Source organism: Bacillus sp. PK3-037 (assembly GCF_054161355.1).
This window is the reverse complement of the sequence record NZ_CP096408.1, coordinates 2,871,842-2,888,314: the sequence shown is the minus strand read 5'-3', so window position 1 is coordinate 2,888,314 and position 16,473 is coordinate 2,871,842. Positions and strand designations below refer to the sequence as shown.

At 45.2% G+C, this 16,473-nt stretch carries 21 protein-coding genes and 1 riboswitch; of the genes, 14 read left to right on the top strand and 7 right to left on the bottom strand.

Features of this window, described 5'->3' with window-relative positions:
• Window positions 1–70: 70 nt before the first annotated feature.
• Together M1D69_RS14890 and M1D69_RS14885 are read right to left on the bottom strand one after the other, a co-directional pair.
• The gene (locus tag M1D69_RS14890; protein ID WP_458105654.1) at window positions 71–802 is read right to left on the bottom strand and encodes a lytic transglycosylase domain-containing protein; all 732 of its coding nucleotides are present in this window, start codon (window positions 800–802) and stop codon (window positions 71–73) included.
• Between the two features lie 14 nt (window positions 803–816).
• Window positions 817–1,389: a CYTH domain-containing protein gene (locus tag M1D69_RS14885; protein WP_458105655.1), complete on the bottom strand. Its 573-nt coding sequence runs from the start codon at window positions 1,387–1,389 to the stop codon at window positions 817–819.
• A gap of 123 nt (window positions 1,390–1,512) precedes the next feature.
• On the opposite strand from M1D69_RS14885, the gene M1D69_RS14880 reads away from it, so the two are divergent.
• From M1D69_RS14880 to M1D69_RS14865, 4 genes are read left to right on the top strand one after another with little or no spacing between them, the layout of a single operon-like run.
• Complete coding sequence (locus M1D69_RS14880; protein WP_458105656.1) at window positions 1,513–1,881, top strand: UPF0738 family protein; 369 nt, start codon at window positions 1,513–1,515, stop codon at window positions 1,879–1,881.
• A 28-nt stretch (window positions 1,882–1,909) separates the two neighbouring features.
• Window positions 1,910–2,545, top strand: a complete 636-nt coding sequence (yjbM, locus tag M1D69_RS14875) for a GTP diphosphokinase (protein ID WP_024120930.1) — start codon at window positions 1,910–1,912, stop codon at window positions 2,543–2,545.
• A 19-nt stretch (window positions 2,546–2,564) separates the two neighbouring features.
• On the top strand, window positions 2,565–3,365 hold the full coding sequence (locus tag M1D69_RS14870) for an NAD kinase (protein WP_010333761.1): 801 nt from the start codon (window positions 2,565–2,567) through the stop codon (window positions 3,363–3,365).
• Between the two features lie 14 nt (window positions 3,366–3,379).
• Entirely contained in the window at window positions 3,380–4,279 is a 900-nt protein-coding gene (locus M1D69_RS14865; protein WP_458105657.1) for an RluA family pseudouridine synthase, read from the top strand.
• A gap of 17 nt (window positions 4,280–4,296) precedes the next feature.
• Here M1D69_RS14865 and prpE read toward each other — a convergent pair whose 3' ends face one another.
• Window positions 4,297–5,034 carry a bis(5'-nucleosyl)-tetraphosphatase PrpE gene (prpE, locus tag M1D69_RS14860; protein ID WP_458105658.1) on the bottom strand — a complete coding sequence of 246 codons (738 nt, stop codon included), beginning with the start codon at window positions 5,032–5,034 and terminating at the stop codon, window positions 4,297–4,299.
• Window positions 5,035–5,217: 183 nt separating this feature from the next.
• On the opposite strand from prpE, the gene M1D69_RS14855 reads away from it, so the two are divergent.
• The 10 genes from M1D69_RS14855 to cotO all read left to right on the top strand — a co-directional run bounded on the left by M1D69_RS14855 (window position 5,218) and on the right by cotO (window position 14,256).
• Window positions 5,218–7,062 (top strand): monovalent cation:proton antiporter family protein, encoded by a 1,845-nt coding sequence (locus tag M1D69_RS14855; protein WP_217827145.1) that lies wholly within the window; start codon window positions 5,218–5,220, stop codon window positions 7,060–7,062.
• Window positions 7,063–7,124: 62 nt separating this feature from the next.
• A riboswitch (TPP riboswitch) is annotated at window positions 7,125–7,233 on the top strand.
• Window positions 7,234–7,313: 80 nt separating this feature from the next.
• Window positions 7,314–8,021, top strand: a complete 708-nt coding sequence (gene tenA, locus M1D69_RS14850; RefSeq protein ID WP_044156371.1) for a thiaminase II — start codon at window positions 7,314–7,316, stop codon at window positions 8,019–8,021.
• Window positions 7,999–8,616, top strand: coding sequence for a thiazole tautomerase TenI (gene tenI / locus M1D69_RS14845; RefSeq protein ID WP_458105659.1), 618 nt, complete (start codon window positions 7,999–8,001; stop codon window positions 8,614–8,616). Before tenA ends, tenI begins: the two co-directional genes overlap by 23 nt.
• Complete coding sequence (gene thiO, locus M1D69_RS14840; RefSeq protein WP_458105660.1) at window positions 8,600–9,709, top strand: glycine oxidase ThiO; 1,110 nt, start codon at window positions 8,600–8,602, stop codon at window positions 9,707–9,709. The genes tenI and thiO overlap by 17 nt, the downstream gene beginning before the upstream one ends.
• Window positions 9,709–9,909 (top strand): sulfur carrier protein ThiS, encoded by a 201-nt coding sequence (gene thiS / locus M1D69_RS14835; protein WP_458106140.1) that lies wholly within the window; start codon window positions 9,709–9,711, stop codon window positions 9,907–9,909. The genes thiO and thiS overlap by 1 nt, the downstream gene beginning before the upstream one ends.
• Window positions 9,906–10,676, top strand: coding sequence for a thiazole synthase (thiG, locus tag M1D69_RS14830; protein ID WP_458105661.1), 771 nt, complete (start codon window positions 9,906–9,908; stop codon window positions 10,674–10,676). The genes thiS and thiG overlap by 4 nt, the downstream gene beginning before the upstream one ends.
• Window positions 10,673–11,683 carry a thiazole biosynthesis adenylyltransferase ThiF gene (thiF, locus tag M1D69_RS14825; RefSeq protein WP_458105662.1) on the top strand — a complete coding sequence of 337 codons (1,011 nt, stop codon included), beginning with the start codon at window positions 10,673–10,675 and terminating at the stop codon, window positions 11,681–11,683. Before thiG ends, thiF begins: the two co-directional genes overlap by 4 nt.
• Window positions 11,684–11,701: 18 nt before the next feature.
• Window positions 11,702–12,517, top strand: coding sequence for a bifunctional hydroxymethylpyrimidine kinase/phosphomethylpyrimidine kinase (gene thiD / locus M1D69_RS14820; protein ID WP_458105663.1), 816 nt, complete (start codon window positions 11,702–11,704; stop codon window positions 12,515–12,517).
• 136 nt (window positions 12,518–12,653) lie between these two features.
• Window positions 12,654–13,430 carry an enoyl-ACP reductase FabI gene (gene fabI / locus M1D69_RS14815; RefSeq protein WP_024120941.1) on the top strand — a complete coding sequence of 259 codons (777 nt, stop codon included), beginning with the start codon at window positions 12,654–12,656 and terminating at the stop codon, window positions 13,428–13,430.
• A gap of 100 nt (window positions 13,431–13,530) precedes the next feature.
• A complete protein-coding gene (gene cotO / locus M1D69_RS14810) occupies window positions 13,531–14,256 on the top strand; it encodes a spore coat protein CotO (protein ID WP_458105664.1) in 726 nt (241 codons plus the stop codon).
• Window positions 14,257–14,340: 84 nt separating this feature from the next.
• Here the strand turns inward: cotO and cotZ are convergent, their stop codons facing one another.
• The 4 genes from cotZ to M1D69_RS14790 all read right to left on the bottom strand — a co-directional run bounded on the left by cotZ (window position 14,341) and on the right by M1D69_RS14790 (window position 16,458).
• Complete coding sequence (gene cotZ, locus M1D69_RS14805; RefSeq protein WP_024120943.1) at window positions 14,341–14,790, bottom strand: spore coat protein CotZ; 450 nt, start codon at window positions 14,788–14,790, stop codon at window positions 14,341–14,343.
• Window positions 14,791–14,918: 128 nt separating this feature from the next.
• Window positions 14,919–15,407 (bottom strand): spore coat protein CotY, encoded by a 489-nt coding sequence (cotY, locus tag M1D69_RS14800; RefSeq protein WP_003239243.1) that lies wholly within the window; start codon window positions 15,405–15,407, stop codon window positions 14,919–14,921.
• Window positions 15,408–15,558: 151 nt separating this feature from the next.
• Window positions 15,559–16,050, bottom strand: coding sequence for a spore coat protein (locus tag M1D69_RS14795; RefSeq protein WP_448813001.1), 492 nt, complete (start codon window positions 16,048–16,050; stop codon window positions 15,559–15,561).
• A gap of 87 nt (window positions 16,051–16,137) precedes the next feature.
• Window positions 16,138–16,458, bottom strand: a complete 321-nt coding sequence (locus tag M1D69_RS14790; RefSeq protein ID WP_458105665.1) for a spore coat protein — start codon at window positions 16,456–16,458, stop codon at window positions 16,138–16,140.
• Between the last annotated feature and the right edge of the window lie 15 nt (window positions 16,459–16,473).

Here is a 16,473-nt window from a genome sequence, read left to right as displayed (position 1 = left end):
TATCACATACAAATCATGAATGTGTAAGATTTCACTCCGCAAAAAAACCGGAGGGCAAGAGCCGCTCCGGTTACGCGTAATAGGTTGCTGTTATTTTTTTTACGTAGTTTTGAGTTTCTCTGAAAGGCGGAATGCCTCCGTATCGATCAACGTTTCCCGGTCCGGCGTTATAAGCTGCTAACGCCATGGATACATTGCCATCATATTTATCCAGCATTTGTTTTAAATACTTCGTTCCGCCCTCAACGTTTTGCTGCGGATTAAGCGGATTGGAAACGCCAAGTGAGGTTGCTGTTGACGGCATCAGCTGCATTAAACCCATTGCGCCTGCACCGCTGACGGCTTTTGCATTAAAGCCTGATTCCTGTTTGATGACAGCGCGGATTAATTTTTCATCGACTCCGTATTTGTCAGAGGCTTTTTTTATAGCGCTGTCGATTGAGAAGTCACCCGAACTGATGTTTTTACCCTCTTGTTTGTTTGAGGAGATATCAACAGCGGCTGTTTCAGTGCTTTCACTCGCTTTTGTCATTTGGCCGACATTGCCGTTTGAATAGGAGGTAAGCCCGTAAGCTGAAAGCAGTGACGGCGATGTCCCGTAAACGCTGTTCAGCTGGCTGAGCGGGCTTGAAGATGCTGCTGGCGTTGTTGTTTGCTGGGACAGTCCATTTGTATATTGGCTGAGCAAGGAGCTGAAGCTTGAAAGCGGGCTTTCGGCGCTCTGACTGCCCGTGCTGCTTGCATTTGATATAGACTGTAATGCCTGAAGCTGAAGGAGAGCCGCCCAATTCGTTACGTTCACTATGTCATTCCACCTTATATAGACTTTCGTTTTTCTTCATAAAAACGCTGAATTTTATTTTTGGTTTCGCGCAGAGGAATACTGAATTGGTGAAGCAGCTTTTCAAAGGCCAGTTTGCCTTCATTCCAGTCAGCCGCCTCAAATTCGATTTCATAATCCTCTTTATTTAAATATCGGCTGTGATCTAAAACTATTAAACCTTTTTCTGTTTCTTTTTCTGCACGATTTGTTGCTAAAGATCCAAAATAATGAATCGCGTCTGTATCGATATGAAGCTTCTTCAGCTGGTCCTCGACAGGGCCTTTCGGAATCGTGAAACGTGTAAAGTCAGATACGCCGGAAAGTTTCTGGTGGGTTTCCAGAAGTCCGACTTCAGCGGGTTCTTTTAAGGTCAGCACATACTCGCCATTTTTCTTGCGGATTCGAAGCGCCGCAAGTTTTTGTTTCAGTGCGAAGCTGTTTGTGTCAAAATAGTGATTCTCTTGATTTGTAAATTCTTTTTCTGTCAAGTGCAGTGCTGCAGCTATGTTTTCAAATTCATGTTTTGTCAGCAGATTTTTAAATTCAATTTCAATTTCTTGGCTCATGATTGTCTTCCTTTCAGCTCTGTAAATCTCATTTTTACTATTATCTCTTTAGATGTTTGGTTTATCAATATCGAGCTTGATATGATAAAATGAATCTGTACTTTGTTTATAAAGGAGAGCATTATGCAAAACAGAATCGAAATCTTACATGCAACACTATCGGATGATGAGCTTCGCCTTACCTGTGAAACAGAAGGAAACGAAGCAGAGCGCAAGCCGTCAGGTCAAATGCTTGTTGATTCTGACAACATTGCTTTTGTATACATACTTGAATTAGCTGATTCTTTTGAATATGTCATGATAAAGGAACATATATGGCCTGAACTGAAGCAGGCCCATGATCAAAGAAAACCGATTGTTTTAGAGGCAGGGAAGGAAAGCATTGAACTGTCAGGCCTCTATGAGGAGCTGGAGTATCTTTTAGAAAATATTAAAGATAATGCGAACTACGGAGAAGAAATGGAAGAAAAAGTGAAACGCGTATTTCTATAGAAACTGGTGCTGAATTGGGGGATGTATGATGGATGACAAGCAATGGGAGCGTTTTTTAGTGCCGTACCGCCAGGCTGTTGAAGAATTAAAAGTGAAGCTCAAGGGGATCCGCACGCTTTATGAATATGAGGATGACCATTCACCGATTGAGTTTGTGACAGGACGCGTCAAGCCTGTGGCGAGTATACTCGAAAAAGCCAGACGGAAAAGCATACCGTTACATGAAATTGAAACCATGCAGGATATCGCAGGCCTTAGGATCATGTGCCAATTTGTCGATGACATCCAATTTGTAAAGGAAATGCTGTTTGCCCGAAAAGATTTCACCGTTGTGGATCAGAGAGATTATATTGCAGAACATAAAGAGAGCGGGTATCGGTCATATCACCTTGTCGTGATGTATCCTTTGCAGACGATATCCGGAGAGAAACATGTTCTTGTTGAAATACAGATCCGTACGCTGGCGATGAATTTTTGGGCGACCATTGAGCATTCATTAAATTATAAATACAGCGGAAACATTCCTGAAAAAGTAAAACTGAGGCTTCAGCGCGCTTCTGAAGCGGCTTCGCGGCTTGATGAAGAGATGTCGGAGATCAAGGGTGAAATACAGGAAGCTCAAGCTGCCTTTTCTAGAAAGAAAAAAGGAAGCGAGCATCAATAGGTAAAGGGGAAGAAAAAGCATGAAATTTGCCGTATCGTCAAAAGGAGATAATGTTTCTGATACGCTGAAAAGCAAAATACAGGCGTATTTATTGGATTTTGACATGGAACTGGATGAAAATGAACCGGAAATCGTCATTTCAGTCGGGGGCGACGGGACGCTTTTATACGCTTTTCACAGATACAGCGACAGGTTAGATAAAACAGCTTTTGTCGGCGTTCACACGGGTCATCTTGGGTTTTATGCGGACTGGGTTCCTCATGAAATTGAAAAACTTGTGCTCGCAATTGCGAAAACACCGTATCATACTGTGGAATATCCGCTCCTTGAAGTGATCGTGACCTACCATGAAAATGAGCGAGAGGAAAGATATTTGGCGTTAAATGAATGTACGATTAAAAGCATAGAAGGAAGCCTTGTGGCGGATGTAGAAATCAAAGGGCAGCTCTTTGAAACGTTCCGAGGCGACGGTCTTTGCCTGTCCACGCCTTCCGGGAGCACAGCCTATAATAAAGCGCTGGGCGGAGCGATTATCCACCCATCCATCAGAGCGATTCAGCTTGCGGAAATGGCATCTATCAATAACCGCGTATTCCGGACGGTCGGATCACCGCTCCTTCTCCCTTCCCATCATGATTGCATGATTAAACCGAGAAACGAAGTTGACTTTCAAGTAACAATTGACCATTTAACCCTGCTACATAAGGATGTAAAGTCCATCCGCTGCCAGGTTGCATCCGAAAATGTAAGATTTGCAAGATTCCGTCCGTTTCCGTTTTGGAAAAGAGTACAGGATTCATTTATCGGAAAAGGTGAGTAGAAAGAGGACGTATCGTGGAGCAATTTATTATTGAAAAGAACATCGCTTCCGCTGAAGACGGAATGACCTTAAAGGAATATGCGGGCGAGCTGGGGATTTCTAAACGTCTGTTGACCGACATCAAGTTTAGCGGAGGAGATCTTCTCATTAACGGTAAACATGTGACTGTTAAATACGTATTGAGAGAGGGAGACCTTCTTGTTGTAAAGTTTCCTGAGGAACAGGTGAGCGAGACGCTTTTGGCCGAGCCTGTTCCGCTCGATATTCTGTATGAGGATGAACACGTGCTTGTGATAAACAAACAGCCGTATGTGTCATCTATTCCGTCGCGAGAGCACCCGGCGGGAAGCATCGCAAATGGCATCATCCATCACTACCAAAAAAACGGAGTGCGGGCCACGGTTCATCTTGTCACCCGGCTAGACCGGGATACGTCAGGTGTCATGCTGATTGCCAAGCATCGCTTTGCCCACTCCATTTTATCGTCGGCGCAAAAAAACGGCCTTGTGAAACGCAGATATGTTGCGGTTGTGCATGGACGAATGACAGAGACAGAGGGAAAGATAGACGCCCCGATTGGCAGACATCCTGACAGTATCATTGAACGGATGGTGACACCGGGCGGTCAGAAGGCTGTTACTCACTTTCGTGTCACACGTATAACAGACGACTTAACCTCGGTGGCATTGCAGCTTGAGACAGGGCGGACCCACCAGATTCGCGTCCATATGAGCTATCTCGGACACCCGCTGTGCGGCGATACGTTGTACGGCGGCACGAGACAAAAGATTGACAGGCAGGCGCTGCACAGTGAGCAGCTGTCGTTTATCCACCCGCTGACGCAGGAGAAAATGACGTTTCATGCGGCTCTGCCGCACGATATGCAAGAATTAGTTGAAGGAGAGAATCATTAAAACGATTCTCTCCTTTTTTATATGGGACGAAATCTAGATTCGTCATAGGGCATAGAGCTTGGAACGGAGACTGTCTCCAGTTCGGGAAAACGGAAGGCCGTCAGTTCATTCCCAAACACACAGCCCGTATCAATGTTAATGGTGCGATTTATGATGCGGGGCTCTTTAACAGGTGTGTGTCCGTATACAACCCATACTTTCCCGTTATAGGCGGCGGCCCAATCCCTCCTGACGGGTCTGCCGTCCGGATACGTTTCACCCGTCACATCGCCGTAAAGCACAAAGTCCTTTACTCTCCTTGTGTTTTTGCCGATATCGTCAGCCTTTATGCCAGCATGGGCGACAACCAATTCTCCATTATGTAAGATGTCGTAAAGCGGCGCAGTTTCATAAAGCTTCATAAATTGTTCGCTGACTTTTCTTCTTTCTTCTTCAGAAAGTGCTTTAAGCTCTGCCGCAGTTGTTTCAAGACCGTGCATCACTTTAACGGGATTTCCTTTTAAGTAGCGGTACAGCTTGTTGCAATGATTTCCCGGGACATAACGCACGGCTCCTTGTTCATAAGCGCCGGCTACAAAGCGGATGACTTCAATTGATTTAGGGCCTCGGTCTGTCAAATCCCCGGCAAAAACAAGCACCCTGCCTTCATCATGTACAGGCAATCCATTTTTTATTGTGTATCCAAGTTTTTCTATCAGGGTTGTCATTTCATCGTAGCAGCCATGAATATCGCTGATAATATCGTAGTAAGCCATGCAGCATCCTCCTTACTCATGATTTTATTTATTATGAAGCAAATTGCTGTGAGTCATCACCAGCTTTTATGTGCAAATTATAGAAGAATCATTTTCTAAAAAAAATGAGACCTTATTACTTTATTTTTTATCATCACCCTTGTTAAAATCGCGTTATGTTTTTTTAAAAAGGAGGTTCAGATTATGGCGCATACATCTGTCGCATCATTAGTTGTCGTACTTATCGTTGCATTTTTAACTCCCATCCTTTTGCATCGGTTTAAACTCAGCATCCCTGTTGTAGTTGCTGAAATTATTATGGGATTGATTATAGGAAAAAGCGGTCTTAATTTAGTTGTGGAGGGTGATACTTGGCTTCAGACGCTCTCTATGCTGGGATTTATCTTTTTAATGTTTTTAAGCGGGCTTGAAATTGATTTTTCTTCCTTTGAGAGAGGAAAGAAAAAACAGTTTCTGCAAAACGGCAAGGAAGCACCCAATACATTTGCCACAGCATCCATTATTTTTATCGGTATTTTTATTTTATCATTGCTGCTGTCCTATGGGTTCGTATTGGCTGGATTTATCCAAAATGCTTTTTTAATGACGCTTATTATTTCTACGATTTCGTTAGGTGTTGTTGTTCCAACCTTAAAGGAAGAACGGATCATGGATTCAAACATCGGGCAGATCATCCTGCTTGTTGCTGTGATTGCTGACTTGGTCACTATGATTCTTCTTGCTGTTTTTTCTTCTTTATACGGAGAGGACAGCGGAAACATGTGGCTCTTGATGATCCTGTTCGCAGCCGGAGTAGTGCTCTACTTCTTCGGTCGGATCTTTAAACACCGTTCTTTTGTTCAGTCCATGTCAAAAGGGACGATCCAGATCGGTACTCGTGCTATTTTCACCTTAATTATCGTACTGGTGGCTCTGTCTGAATCACTGGGGGCAGAAAATATTCTCGGCGCTTTCTTAGCGGGCGTGCTTGTTTCCTTGCTCTCGCCGAACAAGGAACTGGTTCAGCAGCTTGATTCCTTCGGCTACGGGTTCTTAATACCGATTTTCTTTGTGATGGTCGGTGTAAAATTGGATATTTGGACACTTTTTCAGGACCCGAAAATTTTAGTGATGATTCCGCTGCTGCTTATGGCGCTGCTAGTAAGCAAAATTCTTCCTGTCCTGTACTTGAAGAAATGGTATGATAACCGCACGATATTGGCGTCTGGTTTCCTGCTGACATCAACGCTTTCTCTTGTGATTGCAGCCGCGACAATCGGCCAGCAGCTTCATGTCATCAGCGCGAATATGTCAGGAGCGCTTACGCTGGTGGCGGTTATTGCAAGTATTTTTACGCCGGTCGGTTTTAAAAAGCTGTACAAAAAACAGGAGCAGCCGGAGGAGAAAAAGAAGATCACATTTATCGGCGCTAATCAAATGACACTGCCTGTGACACTTGAATTGCCTGAGAACGAGTATGAAGTGCGTGTCGTGCACGTTTATCAAGAAAACGCTGAGGAAAAGCTGTCAGACTCAGTATTTTCCGTCGAAACGATTTCTGATTATGAGCATCAAACCCTTGAATCGCTCGGTATATTTGATACAGAAATCCTTGTGGTGGCGACAGGGGATGAAGACATGAATACGGACATCGCACTATACGCCAAAGAAAAAGGAACAGAAAGAGTCATTGCCAGCACCGGATCACCGGAGAACGAAGCGAAATTGAAAGAGCAGGGCATCAGCATCTTTTCCATCTTGCTGTCGACCAAAACGCTGCTTCGCGCGCTGATAGAAGCGCCTGGCGTCATGAAACTGCTTACGAACCAGGAGTCTTCGCTGTATCAAATTAATATGGAAAACAGCAAATACGATGGCGTGATTCTCCGTGAATTCCCTTTAACAGGCGACGTGATTTTTGTCAGGATTTTCCGGGGTGTGGACAGCATCGTTCCTCACGGCGATACAAGACTGAAAATCGGAGACCGCTTAATTGTCACCGGATCACGCGGGTACGTAACGGATCTTAAGAAAACATTGGAAGGATAATATCTTGACCAAATAAGGATTCGTGTTAATATAGAGGTGCAGAACAATTCAATATGTATTCGTAAAACCACTAGGGGTGTCCTTTATAAGGGCTGAGATAAAAGTGTGACTTTTAGACCCTCATAACTTGAACAGGTTCAGACCTGCGTAGGGAAGTGGAGCGGTATTTGTGTTATATAACTATGCCAATTCCAAACCACTTTTCCTTGCGGGAAAGTGGTTTTTTTATTATCAGACAGGGGGAATGACGTGTGAAGTTTTCAGAAGAATGCCGCAGTGCAGCCGCAGAATGGTGGGAAGGCAGCTTTGTCCATCCATTTGTTCAGGGGATCGGTGACGGAACCCTACCGATCGACCGCTTTAAATATTACGTGCTTCAGGATTCTTACTATTTAACTCATTTTGCAAAGGTGCAATCGTTCGGAGCCGCTTATGCGAAGGACCTTTATACAACGGGACGTATGGCCAGCCATGCTCAAGGTACATATGAAGCGGAGATGGCGCTTCATCGCGAGTTTACGGAGCTTTTGGAAATCAGTGAGGAAGAACGGAAGTCATTTAAGCCATCTCCTACCGCTTACTCCTATACATCCCATATGTACCGTTCGGTTTTGAGCGGGAACTTTGCAGAAATCTTGGCAGCTCTTCTCCCGTGCTATTGGCTTTATTATGAGGTTGGTGAGAAATTGCTGACATGTGATCCGGGGCATCCGATTTACCAGAAGTGGATTAGCACATACGGCGGTGACTGGTTCAGACAGCAGGTGGAAGAACAAATTAACCGCCTGGATGAGCTGGCGGAAAACAGCACGGAGGAAGTGCGCGCCAAGATGAAAGAGAATTTCGTTATTTCGAGCTATTATGAATATCAGTTCTGGGGTATGGCTTATCGAAAAGAAGGCTGGTCAGACAGCGGCGTAAAAGAGGTGGAAGGGCTTGGAGCTGCACGCCATAACTGATGACCGCAAGCCGGTTAAAGATCTAGCGAGATCAATTATAGCCATTCAGGATGAGGTTGATTTCATCCATATTCGTGAACGGTCTAAATCGGCGGCTGACATTTTGAAACTGCTGGAGCTTATTTCTGAAGGCGGTGTTGATAAGCAAAAGCTGGTGATGAATGGCCGGGTTGATATTGCGCTTTTTTCAAATATTCATCGCGTTCAGCTGCCGAGCAGCAGCTTTTCGCCGAAACAAGTAAGAGCCAGATTTCCTCACCTGCACATTGGGCGATCGGTGCATTCACTGGAGGAAGCGCTTCAGGCAGAAAAGGAAGACGCTGATTATGTTTTGTTCGGCCATGTGTATGAAACGGATTGCAAACAAGGCTTTGAGGGCAGAGGCGTGTCTTTGCTTTCAGAAATCAAACAGAGGATCTCGATTCCGGTTATTGCAATTGGCGGAATGACACCTGCCAGATTAAGAGAAGTGAAACAAGCAGGTTCAGACGGTATCGCTGTCATGTCCGGAATTTTTTCTTCCGATGATCCTTTGGAAGCTGCCAGACGATATTCCCGCAAGCTAAAGGAGATTCAGTATGAAAAGGCATTATGATGCAGTTGTCATTGGAGGCGGAATTATTGGTTCCGCGATAGCTTATCAGTTGGCAAAAGAAAAGAAAAACACCTCATTGCTTGAAAGCGGAACAATCGGCGGCAGAACAACAAGCTCCGCGGCAGGGATGCTTGGCGCCCATGCCGAGTGCGAGGAGCGGGATGCGTTTTTTGATTTCGCCATGCACAGTCAGCGTTTGTATCAGAGTCTTGGAGAGGAGCTGTTTGCATTATCCGGCATTGATATCAGAAGGCATGATGGCGGTATGTTTAAGCTTGCATTCTCCGAAGAAGACGTGTCACGCCTGAGACGGATGGACGATTTGGATTCTGTCAGCTGGCATACAAAAGAAGAAGTGCTGGAAAAAGAGCCGTATACGGCCGGTGAGATTTACGGGGCGAGCTTTATTCAGGACGATGTTCATGTTGAGCCTTATTTTGTATGCAAGGCATACGCTAAATCGGCTAAAGCGCTTGGTACGGAAATTTTTGAGCATACTCCCGTTCTCGATGTGACGCGTGGCGGTGAATCCATTTTGGTCAAAACAGCGTCCGGTGACGTGCATGCGGACCATGTCGTGATTGCCAGCGGGGTCTGGAGCGGGATGTTTTTTAAACAGCTCGGGTTGAACCAGTTATTTTTTCCTGTAAAAGGAGAGTGCCTGTCTGTTTGGAATGATGATATTCCGCTGACAAAAACACTTTATCATGATCATTGCTATATTGTACCGAGAAAAAGCGGCAGACTGGTTGTCGGCGCGACGATGAAACCTGGTGATTGGAGCGATAAGCCGGATCTTGGCGGACTTCAGTCGGTTATGGAAAAAGCGAAAACGATGCTGCCGGCGATTCAGAATATGAAGGTTGATCGTTTTTGGGCGGGACTGCGTCCGGGGACAAAGGACGGAAAACCATACATTGGAAGACACCCTGAGGACAGCCGCATTTTATTTGCGGCGGGCCATTTCAGAAACGGGATTCTGCTTGCTCCTGCAACGGGTGCTTTAATCGGTGATCTCATGATGAATAAAGAGGTCAAGACAGACTGGCTGCACGCCTTTCGAATTGATCGCAAGGAGGCGGTTCAGATATGATGCTTCAGCTGAACGGTAAACTAGTTGAGTGGGATAGAGACACAGGTACGATTCAGGATCTGCTTGCGTCTTATCAGCTTGAAAATAAAATCGTGATCGTTGAAAGAAATAATGAAATTATCGGCAAAGAACAATATCACGAGGTAGAGCTTTCTGATCGTGATGTCATTGAAATTGTCCATTTTGTAGGAGGCGGATGAGAATGTTAACAATTGGCGGGAAACAATTTCAATCAAGGCTGCTGCTGGGCACGGGAAAATATCCATCCTTTGACGTTCAAAAGGAAGCGGTGGCTGTTTCAGAGTCTGATATTTTAACATTTGCTGTGCGCAGAATGAATATCTTTGAAGCGTCTCAGCCTAATTTTCTGGAGCAGCTTGATTTATCCCAATATACGCTTCTGCCAAACACAGCAGGCGCCAGCACGGCGGAAGAAGCAGTTCGAATTGCACGGCTTGCGAAAGCATCCGGGCTTTGTGACATGATTAAAGTCGAAGTCATCGGGTGCAGCCGCTCCTTGCTGCCCGATCCTGTGGAAACGTTAAAAGCGTCTGAACAGCTTCTTGAAGAAGGGTTCATTGTGCTGCCGTACACCTCGGATGATGTGGTGCTGGCGAGAAAGCTTGAAGAGCTTGGTGTTCATGCCATTATGCCGGGGGCTTCTCCGATTGGATCGGGACAGGGGATTTTAAATCCTCTGAATCTGTCATTTATCATTGAACAGGCGAAAGTGCCGGTCATTGTGGATGCCGGAATCGGATCGCCAAAAGATGCGGCATATGCAATGGAGCTTGGAGCGGACGGCGTACTGCTGAATACGGCCGTATCAGGCGCGAACGATCCGGTGAAAATGGCACACGCCATGAAGCTCGCGGTAGAAGCAGGCCGTCTATCTTATGAAGCAGGCCGTATTCCAGCCAAGTCATATGGGACGGCAAGCAGTCCGGGAGAAGGTCTTCCTGTATGACGGACAGGTATTCCAGACAGGAGCTGTTTGCTCCAATCGGCCGCGAAGGCCAGAAGAAACTGAGAGAGGCGCGCGTTGTGATCATCGGCGCCGGCGCACTGGGAACAGCCAGCGCAGAGATGCTGGTGAGAGCGGGAGTCGGATCGGTGAAAATCGCCGATAGAGATTACGTCGAATGGAGCAATCTGCAGCGCCAGCAGCTTTATACAGAAAATGATGTCAAAAAGGAAATGCCGAAAGCAGCAGCTGCTGAGCAGCGTCTTCGTTCCATTAACAGTGATGTGGGTGTGACCGGACTTGTCATGGATGTCACAGCAGAAAACGTATCCGAGCTGATTCGCGGCGCATCAATCATTGTAGATGCCGCCGATAATTTTGAAACCCGGCTCATTGTTAACGATGCTGCGGTGAAAGAAGGCATTCCGTTTCTTTACGGCGCTTGTGTGGGGAGCTACGGTCTCACGTTTACTGTATTGCCGGGAGTAACACCCTGTCTTCATTGTTTACTCGATACTCTTCCGATTGGCGGTGCGACATGCGATACAGCCGGCATTATCAGCCCGGCTGTTCTGCAGGTTGCTGTCCTTCAGGTGACAGACGCCCTGAAACTGCTGACGGGAGAGGAATGCGAGCCTGTTCTGCGCTCCTTTGACCTGTGGAAAAATGAGCGGTCAGAGGTAAGAGCAGCGGGACTTAAAGATGACTCGTGTCCAAGCTGCGGCACAAAGGATTTTCCGTTTTTATCATATGAAAATCAAACGAAAGCAGCAGTATTGTGCGGCAGAAACACGGTGCAAATCAGATCCTCTTTCACAAAAGAAGCAGATCTTGACGTGATGGCGAGGCAGCTGAGGCAGGCGGGGCTGGAAGTAGCAGCAAATCCGTATTTAATTTCCTGCCGCTCGGATGATATGAAAATGGTGCTGTTCCGGGACGGCAGAGCATTGATCCATGGAACGAATGATATTGCCCGGGCCAAATCCATCTATCATAAATGGATTGGGTAATAAAAGGAGTGTAGTGTGATGAGTATATATAAAGCCTTGACGATCGCCGGCTCTGACTCAGGCGGCGGCGCGGGGATACAGGCAGATATTAAAACCTTTCAGGAGCTTGGTGTATTCGGAATGTCTGCCATCACGGCGGTAACTGCTCAAAATACACTTGGCGTCCACGGGGTGTACCCGCTGACTGCAGAGGCATTGAGAGAGCAAATTGACGCTGTGGCGGAGGATTTGAGACCGGACGCCGTAAAAACAGGAATGCTTTGGAATGCGGAAATGATTGAAGAAGTGGCAAGAAAAATTGATCAATACGAATTAAGCCGGGTAATCGTTGATCCGGTTATGATCGCGAAGGGCGGGGCGTCCTTGCTTCGCGATGAATCAATTGCTACGCTGAAGGAGCTGCTGATTCCAAGAAGCTACGCGATTACGCCGAATGTGCCGGAAGCAGAAACGCTGACAGGAATGACGATCCGCTCGCTGGATGAACGAAAAAAAGCAGCGGAGCAGCTCGTAAAGATGGGTGCGCAGAATGTGATTATCAAAGGCGGGCACCAGCCTGAGGACAATCACATTACTGACCTTCTTTTTGATGGAAACATGTTTATGCAAATCAGCCATCCTTATATCGATACGAAGCATACGCATGGCACAGGCTGCACCTTTGCTGCGGCTTTAACAGCTCAAACCGCTAAAGGAGACAGCATCCATCAGGCATTCGAGGTTGCTGCCAACTTTGTCCGCGAAGCTGTGGAAAATACGCTCGCCATCGGATCGGGCCACGGACCGACAAATCATTTCGCTTTTAAACGAAACAGTATAAAAATAAACCGATGAGACCACCTGCTTATGGTGGTCTCTTTTATGTTTGACTTTGGTATGCGCTTTTCATCTGGACAAGGTTATGATATGATAGGTATTAAGATCAGGTACTAATACTATGTCTTTAACAAATATAGGAGGCTTTATACATATGAATTTTTCACTTGAAGGCCGCAACATTGTTGTTATGGGAGTAGCAAACAAACGCAGTATCGCTTGGGGAATTGCGCGCTCTTTACATGAAGCGGGCGCACGATTGATTTTCACATATGCAGGTGAACGTCTGGAGAAATCTGTTCATGAACTCGCTGGAACTTTAGAGCGGAACGATTCCATTATCCTTCCTTGCGACGTGACAAACGACGCGGAAATCGAAACTTGTTTCGCAAGCATTAAGGAGCAGGTCGGTGTGATCCACGGTATCGCGCATTGTATCGCGTTTGCCAACAAAGAAGAGCTTGTCGGCGAATACTTAAACACAAATCGTGAAGGCTTCCTTCTAGCTCACAACATCAGCTCATACTCACTGACTGCTGTCGCAAAAGCGGCGCGTCCGATGATGACTGAAGGCGGAAGCATCGTAACGCTGACTTACCTTGGCGGAGAGCTCGTTATGCCGAACTACAACGTGATGGGTGTAGCGAAAGCTTCTCTTGACGCAAGTGTGAAGTACTTAGCTGCTGACTTAGGAAAAGAAAATATCCGCGTTAACAGCATTTCTGCCGGTCCGATCAGAACATTGTCTGCTAAAGGCATCAGTGACTTCAACTCCATCTTAAAAGACATCGAAGAGCGTGCGCCGCTACGCCGCACGACTACACCTGAAGAGGTGGGAGATACAGCTGCATTTTTATTTAGCGATATGTCCCGAGGCATCACAGGTGAAAATCTTCATGTTGATTCAGGTTTCCATATCACTGCCCGCTAAGCAGATTCACCATCAAGCAATCCCAAATAGGGATTGCTTTTTTATTTCTTCTGATTTTCAGCATTCTGTCATATAGATAGAATATGACAGAATCGGAGGGATGAAGATGTCTAATAAGAAAAGAAACGCGGATAAAAAACCGCTCATGTATATTGTTCAGCCGGATTATATGGAAACACGCTCGTCCATGCAGGAGATCGTCATTAAAAGAAAAGCCAAACCGGCTCCGCCAAAAGCAGAGGAACAGCCGGTTTACCATGAAAAAGAGCGGGAAGACATTCAGGTAAAAGGTGCAATTGAAACAGAGGAAAAAGAGCGGGAAGACATTCAGGCAAAAGATGCTCAGCAAACAGAGAAAAAACAGGCAGAGGAACAAGTGAGTCAGCATAAACAAGAGGCGAGAGAGCCGGAGAACCAGAAAAAGCAGCAGGAACCGTTAGAAGTGCCGCAGGCAATTGAAGACACCGCCAAACAGCAACCTCAGGAAGCGGAAAAAAAGGAAGAGCCTGCACCTGAAGCCCGTAAGCCTGAAAAGGAACCGGAGGCCGTGCATAATGCAGCTAAAGCTGAAGAAAAGACACCGCCGGCCAGAAAAGTGAAAAAACCGATGAGCAAGATGTCCATCCATGAAAAAATCGACTTTTTAACAAAACTGCCGCATAACATGCCGAGAGCGCTTTGTCTGATTGAAGCCAATGGGAAAACGTACAGAGGCGTGATTGTCGGAAGAAGAAATGATTCCGTTCTGCTTCGGACGACCGGAAACGGCGCTCCGACTGAGCTGGCGATTGATGATATCACATCTCTGCACCCGTTAGGTTTTTAATGAAAGCAAAAAGCTGCCGGCAGATCGTTCCGGCAGCTTTTTTACATAGAAAAAGCCTGCAAATCTGCAAGCTTTTCCGCCTTATCATGAATGATGATGTGTTCGATTGATTAAACGTGGATTTAAGCAATTAATCGCGCAGAAGCAGTCTAAATCCACTTCAATGCAGTAGTGCGTTTTTTCAAGTCGGAACACTTCACAAATCGTATCTTTATCGGTGAAGTCCAAAATGTGTTTGTGTTCGTCAAAAGCGATTAATAAGGATAGCGTTGCGCAGCTGCCATGAACTTTTTCCACTCTAAAAAATACTGTATTAAAGCAAGGTCCGTTATCCAGCTCGCCGACATTACCGAAGGCGACTAAAGGCTTTGATTTTGATGTAAATATTGCAAAAGGCACTGTATCGCCTAATGAATGGCTTACAGACAAAAGCTTGGAGTGGCAGCCGGCCGGGCAATCCTCTTCAACCGCGTTTTGCAGATCTTCAATTTGTTCTACCGCTTCACGCACGCAGCTTGATGTTTTCTGGCTCATATTATCCCTCCTGCCTTGTAATTTTGAGACTGGCGAAATGATGGAGAGTCAGCTGCCTCACTTTCGAAGCAGCTGAATGATTTGCACCTGTAATAGAAGCTTGGAAGGGGATTCCTCTTTACAAGTGTTTATCCATTGTGATGATGCTTTTTATCCTTATGAGGCGAAGTTCTGTCAACTAATTCCGGTGACAGACATTGAATCGCACAGAAGCATCCGAGATCCACTTCAATGCAAAAATCTGTTTTTTCGAGCCCGAAGAAATCTGGGTCACAAGGGTGGCAAACACTTAAGGTATCGCCTTTGACATCGACCGGGCGTAAAATAGAAAGTGTTGCACAGCAATCGCATAATTTTTCAACGCGGAAGAAAATGGACTCAAAGCATTGCATATCATCCACAAATCCCCCCACGTTTCCGAATGTGGAGAACAATCCGCCTTTTTTATCAAAAACGAGAAACGGAATTGTGTCTTTTCCAGCAATCGTCGGGTTTAAAAGGTTGGTATAGCAGCCAGTCGGACACTGTTCTTCAACTGCCTCCTGCTCTGCTAAAATCTTTTCCACTGCATCGCATACACAGTTCTCATGCCGGCCATGGGTTTTTCCGCAGCTCATTGATTTCAGCTCCTTCTTTATAGGGTATTTGACTTTAGTCCTTAACAACATATGTACTCGTGCCTCACTTGGTGTGGGTGAACGTCTATATAATCATCATATGCGGGGAAAATAAGAAAAAGCAGAGCGTTTTTCGCTCTGCTTTTAGAAGTTAAAGGAGAATCAAAACTCCGAAAATTGCTACAAGGGCATTGATTAAGACTGTAACGAGGGTCGCAGCATCTTGATCGAGTGTAGTAACGTTTACGCAGCGTGAGTTGTCGATAAGAATCTTTTGACGGTTCAATTGTTTACTTTCTGTAAGCTGTAATAAATCTTGAGCAACCAGTTCAGCAAGCGTCTCATCTGTAATAACTGCCAATGTAACGATGACAACTAAGGCATTGATAGAAACAAATACTGAAGTTAATGCTTGTTGATCAACTGATTGAACATTAACATCGCAAGAGTCTCTAATCACAATCATTTCTTCAGAGATTTGTCTGTTGAGGTGAGCTTGAATAACATCTTGATCTACAAAGGCGTCATTAAAACCGAAGCCTTTTAAGTTACAGCAACCATCGCATTTTTTCTCTTCTTTTATTTCTCTTGGGTGATCACAGTCTGGATCTAATGCTACCCATGAATAAGGTCTGCTTTCCATTTTTATTCCTCCTTTTCTTTTACTTTTATTAAATGAAAGATAGATTCATTTTGATTGGGGCATTCATCTTGGTTCATATCACTATTTTTATTGTTCTTTTTTATCTTGGCGTTTCTGCTTTAGTTGCTGAATTAATTGTTCTCTGCGGGTATTTTGTTTTTCGGTTCTTAGGTTCGTTTTTTCTGTAACAGTTCTATTTTTATTTTGATTATCTGCTAGAGCCTGTGCTTTTTCTTTGACATCGTTGAGCATTTTCAAGAACATTTCTTTTTCTTCATCTGATAATTTCTTCATTTTATCTTTTGTAACACCATGTTTTTTTAGAACATTGTCTACAAGCATTTTAGTCATTGGATCCATCGCTGGAAGTTTTGAAAGTTCTTCTTTCAGTTTTTCATTTTCTGACATTTGTTTTCACCTCGA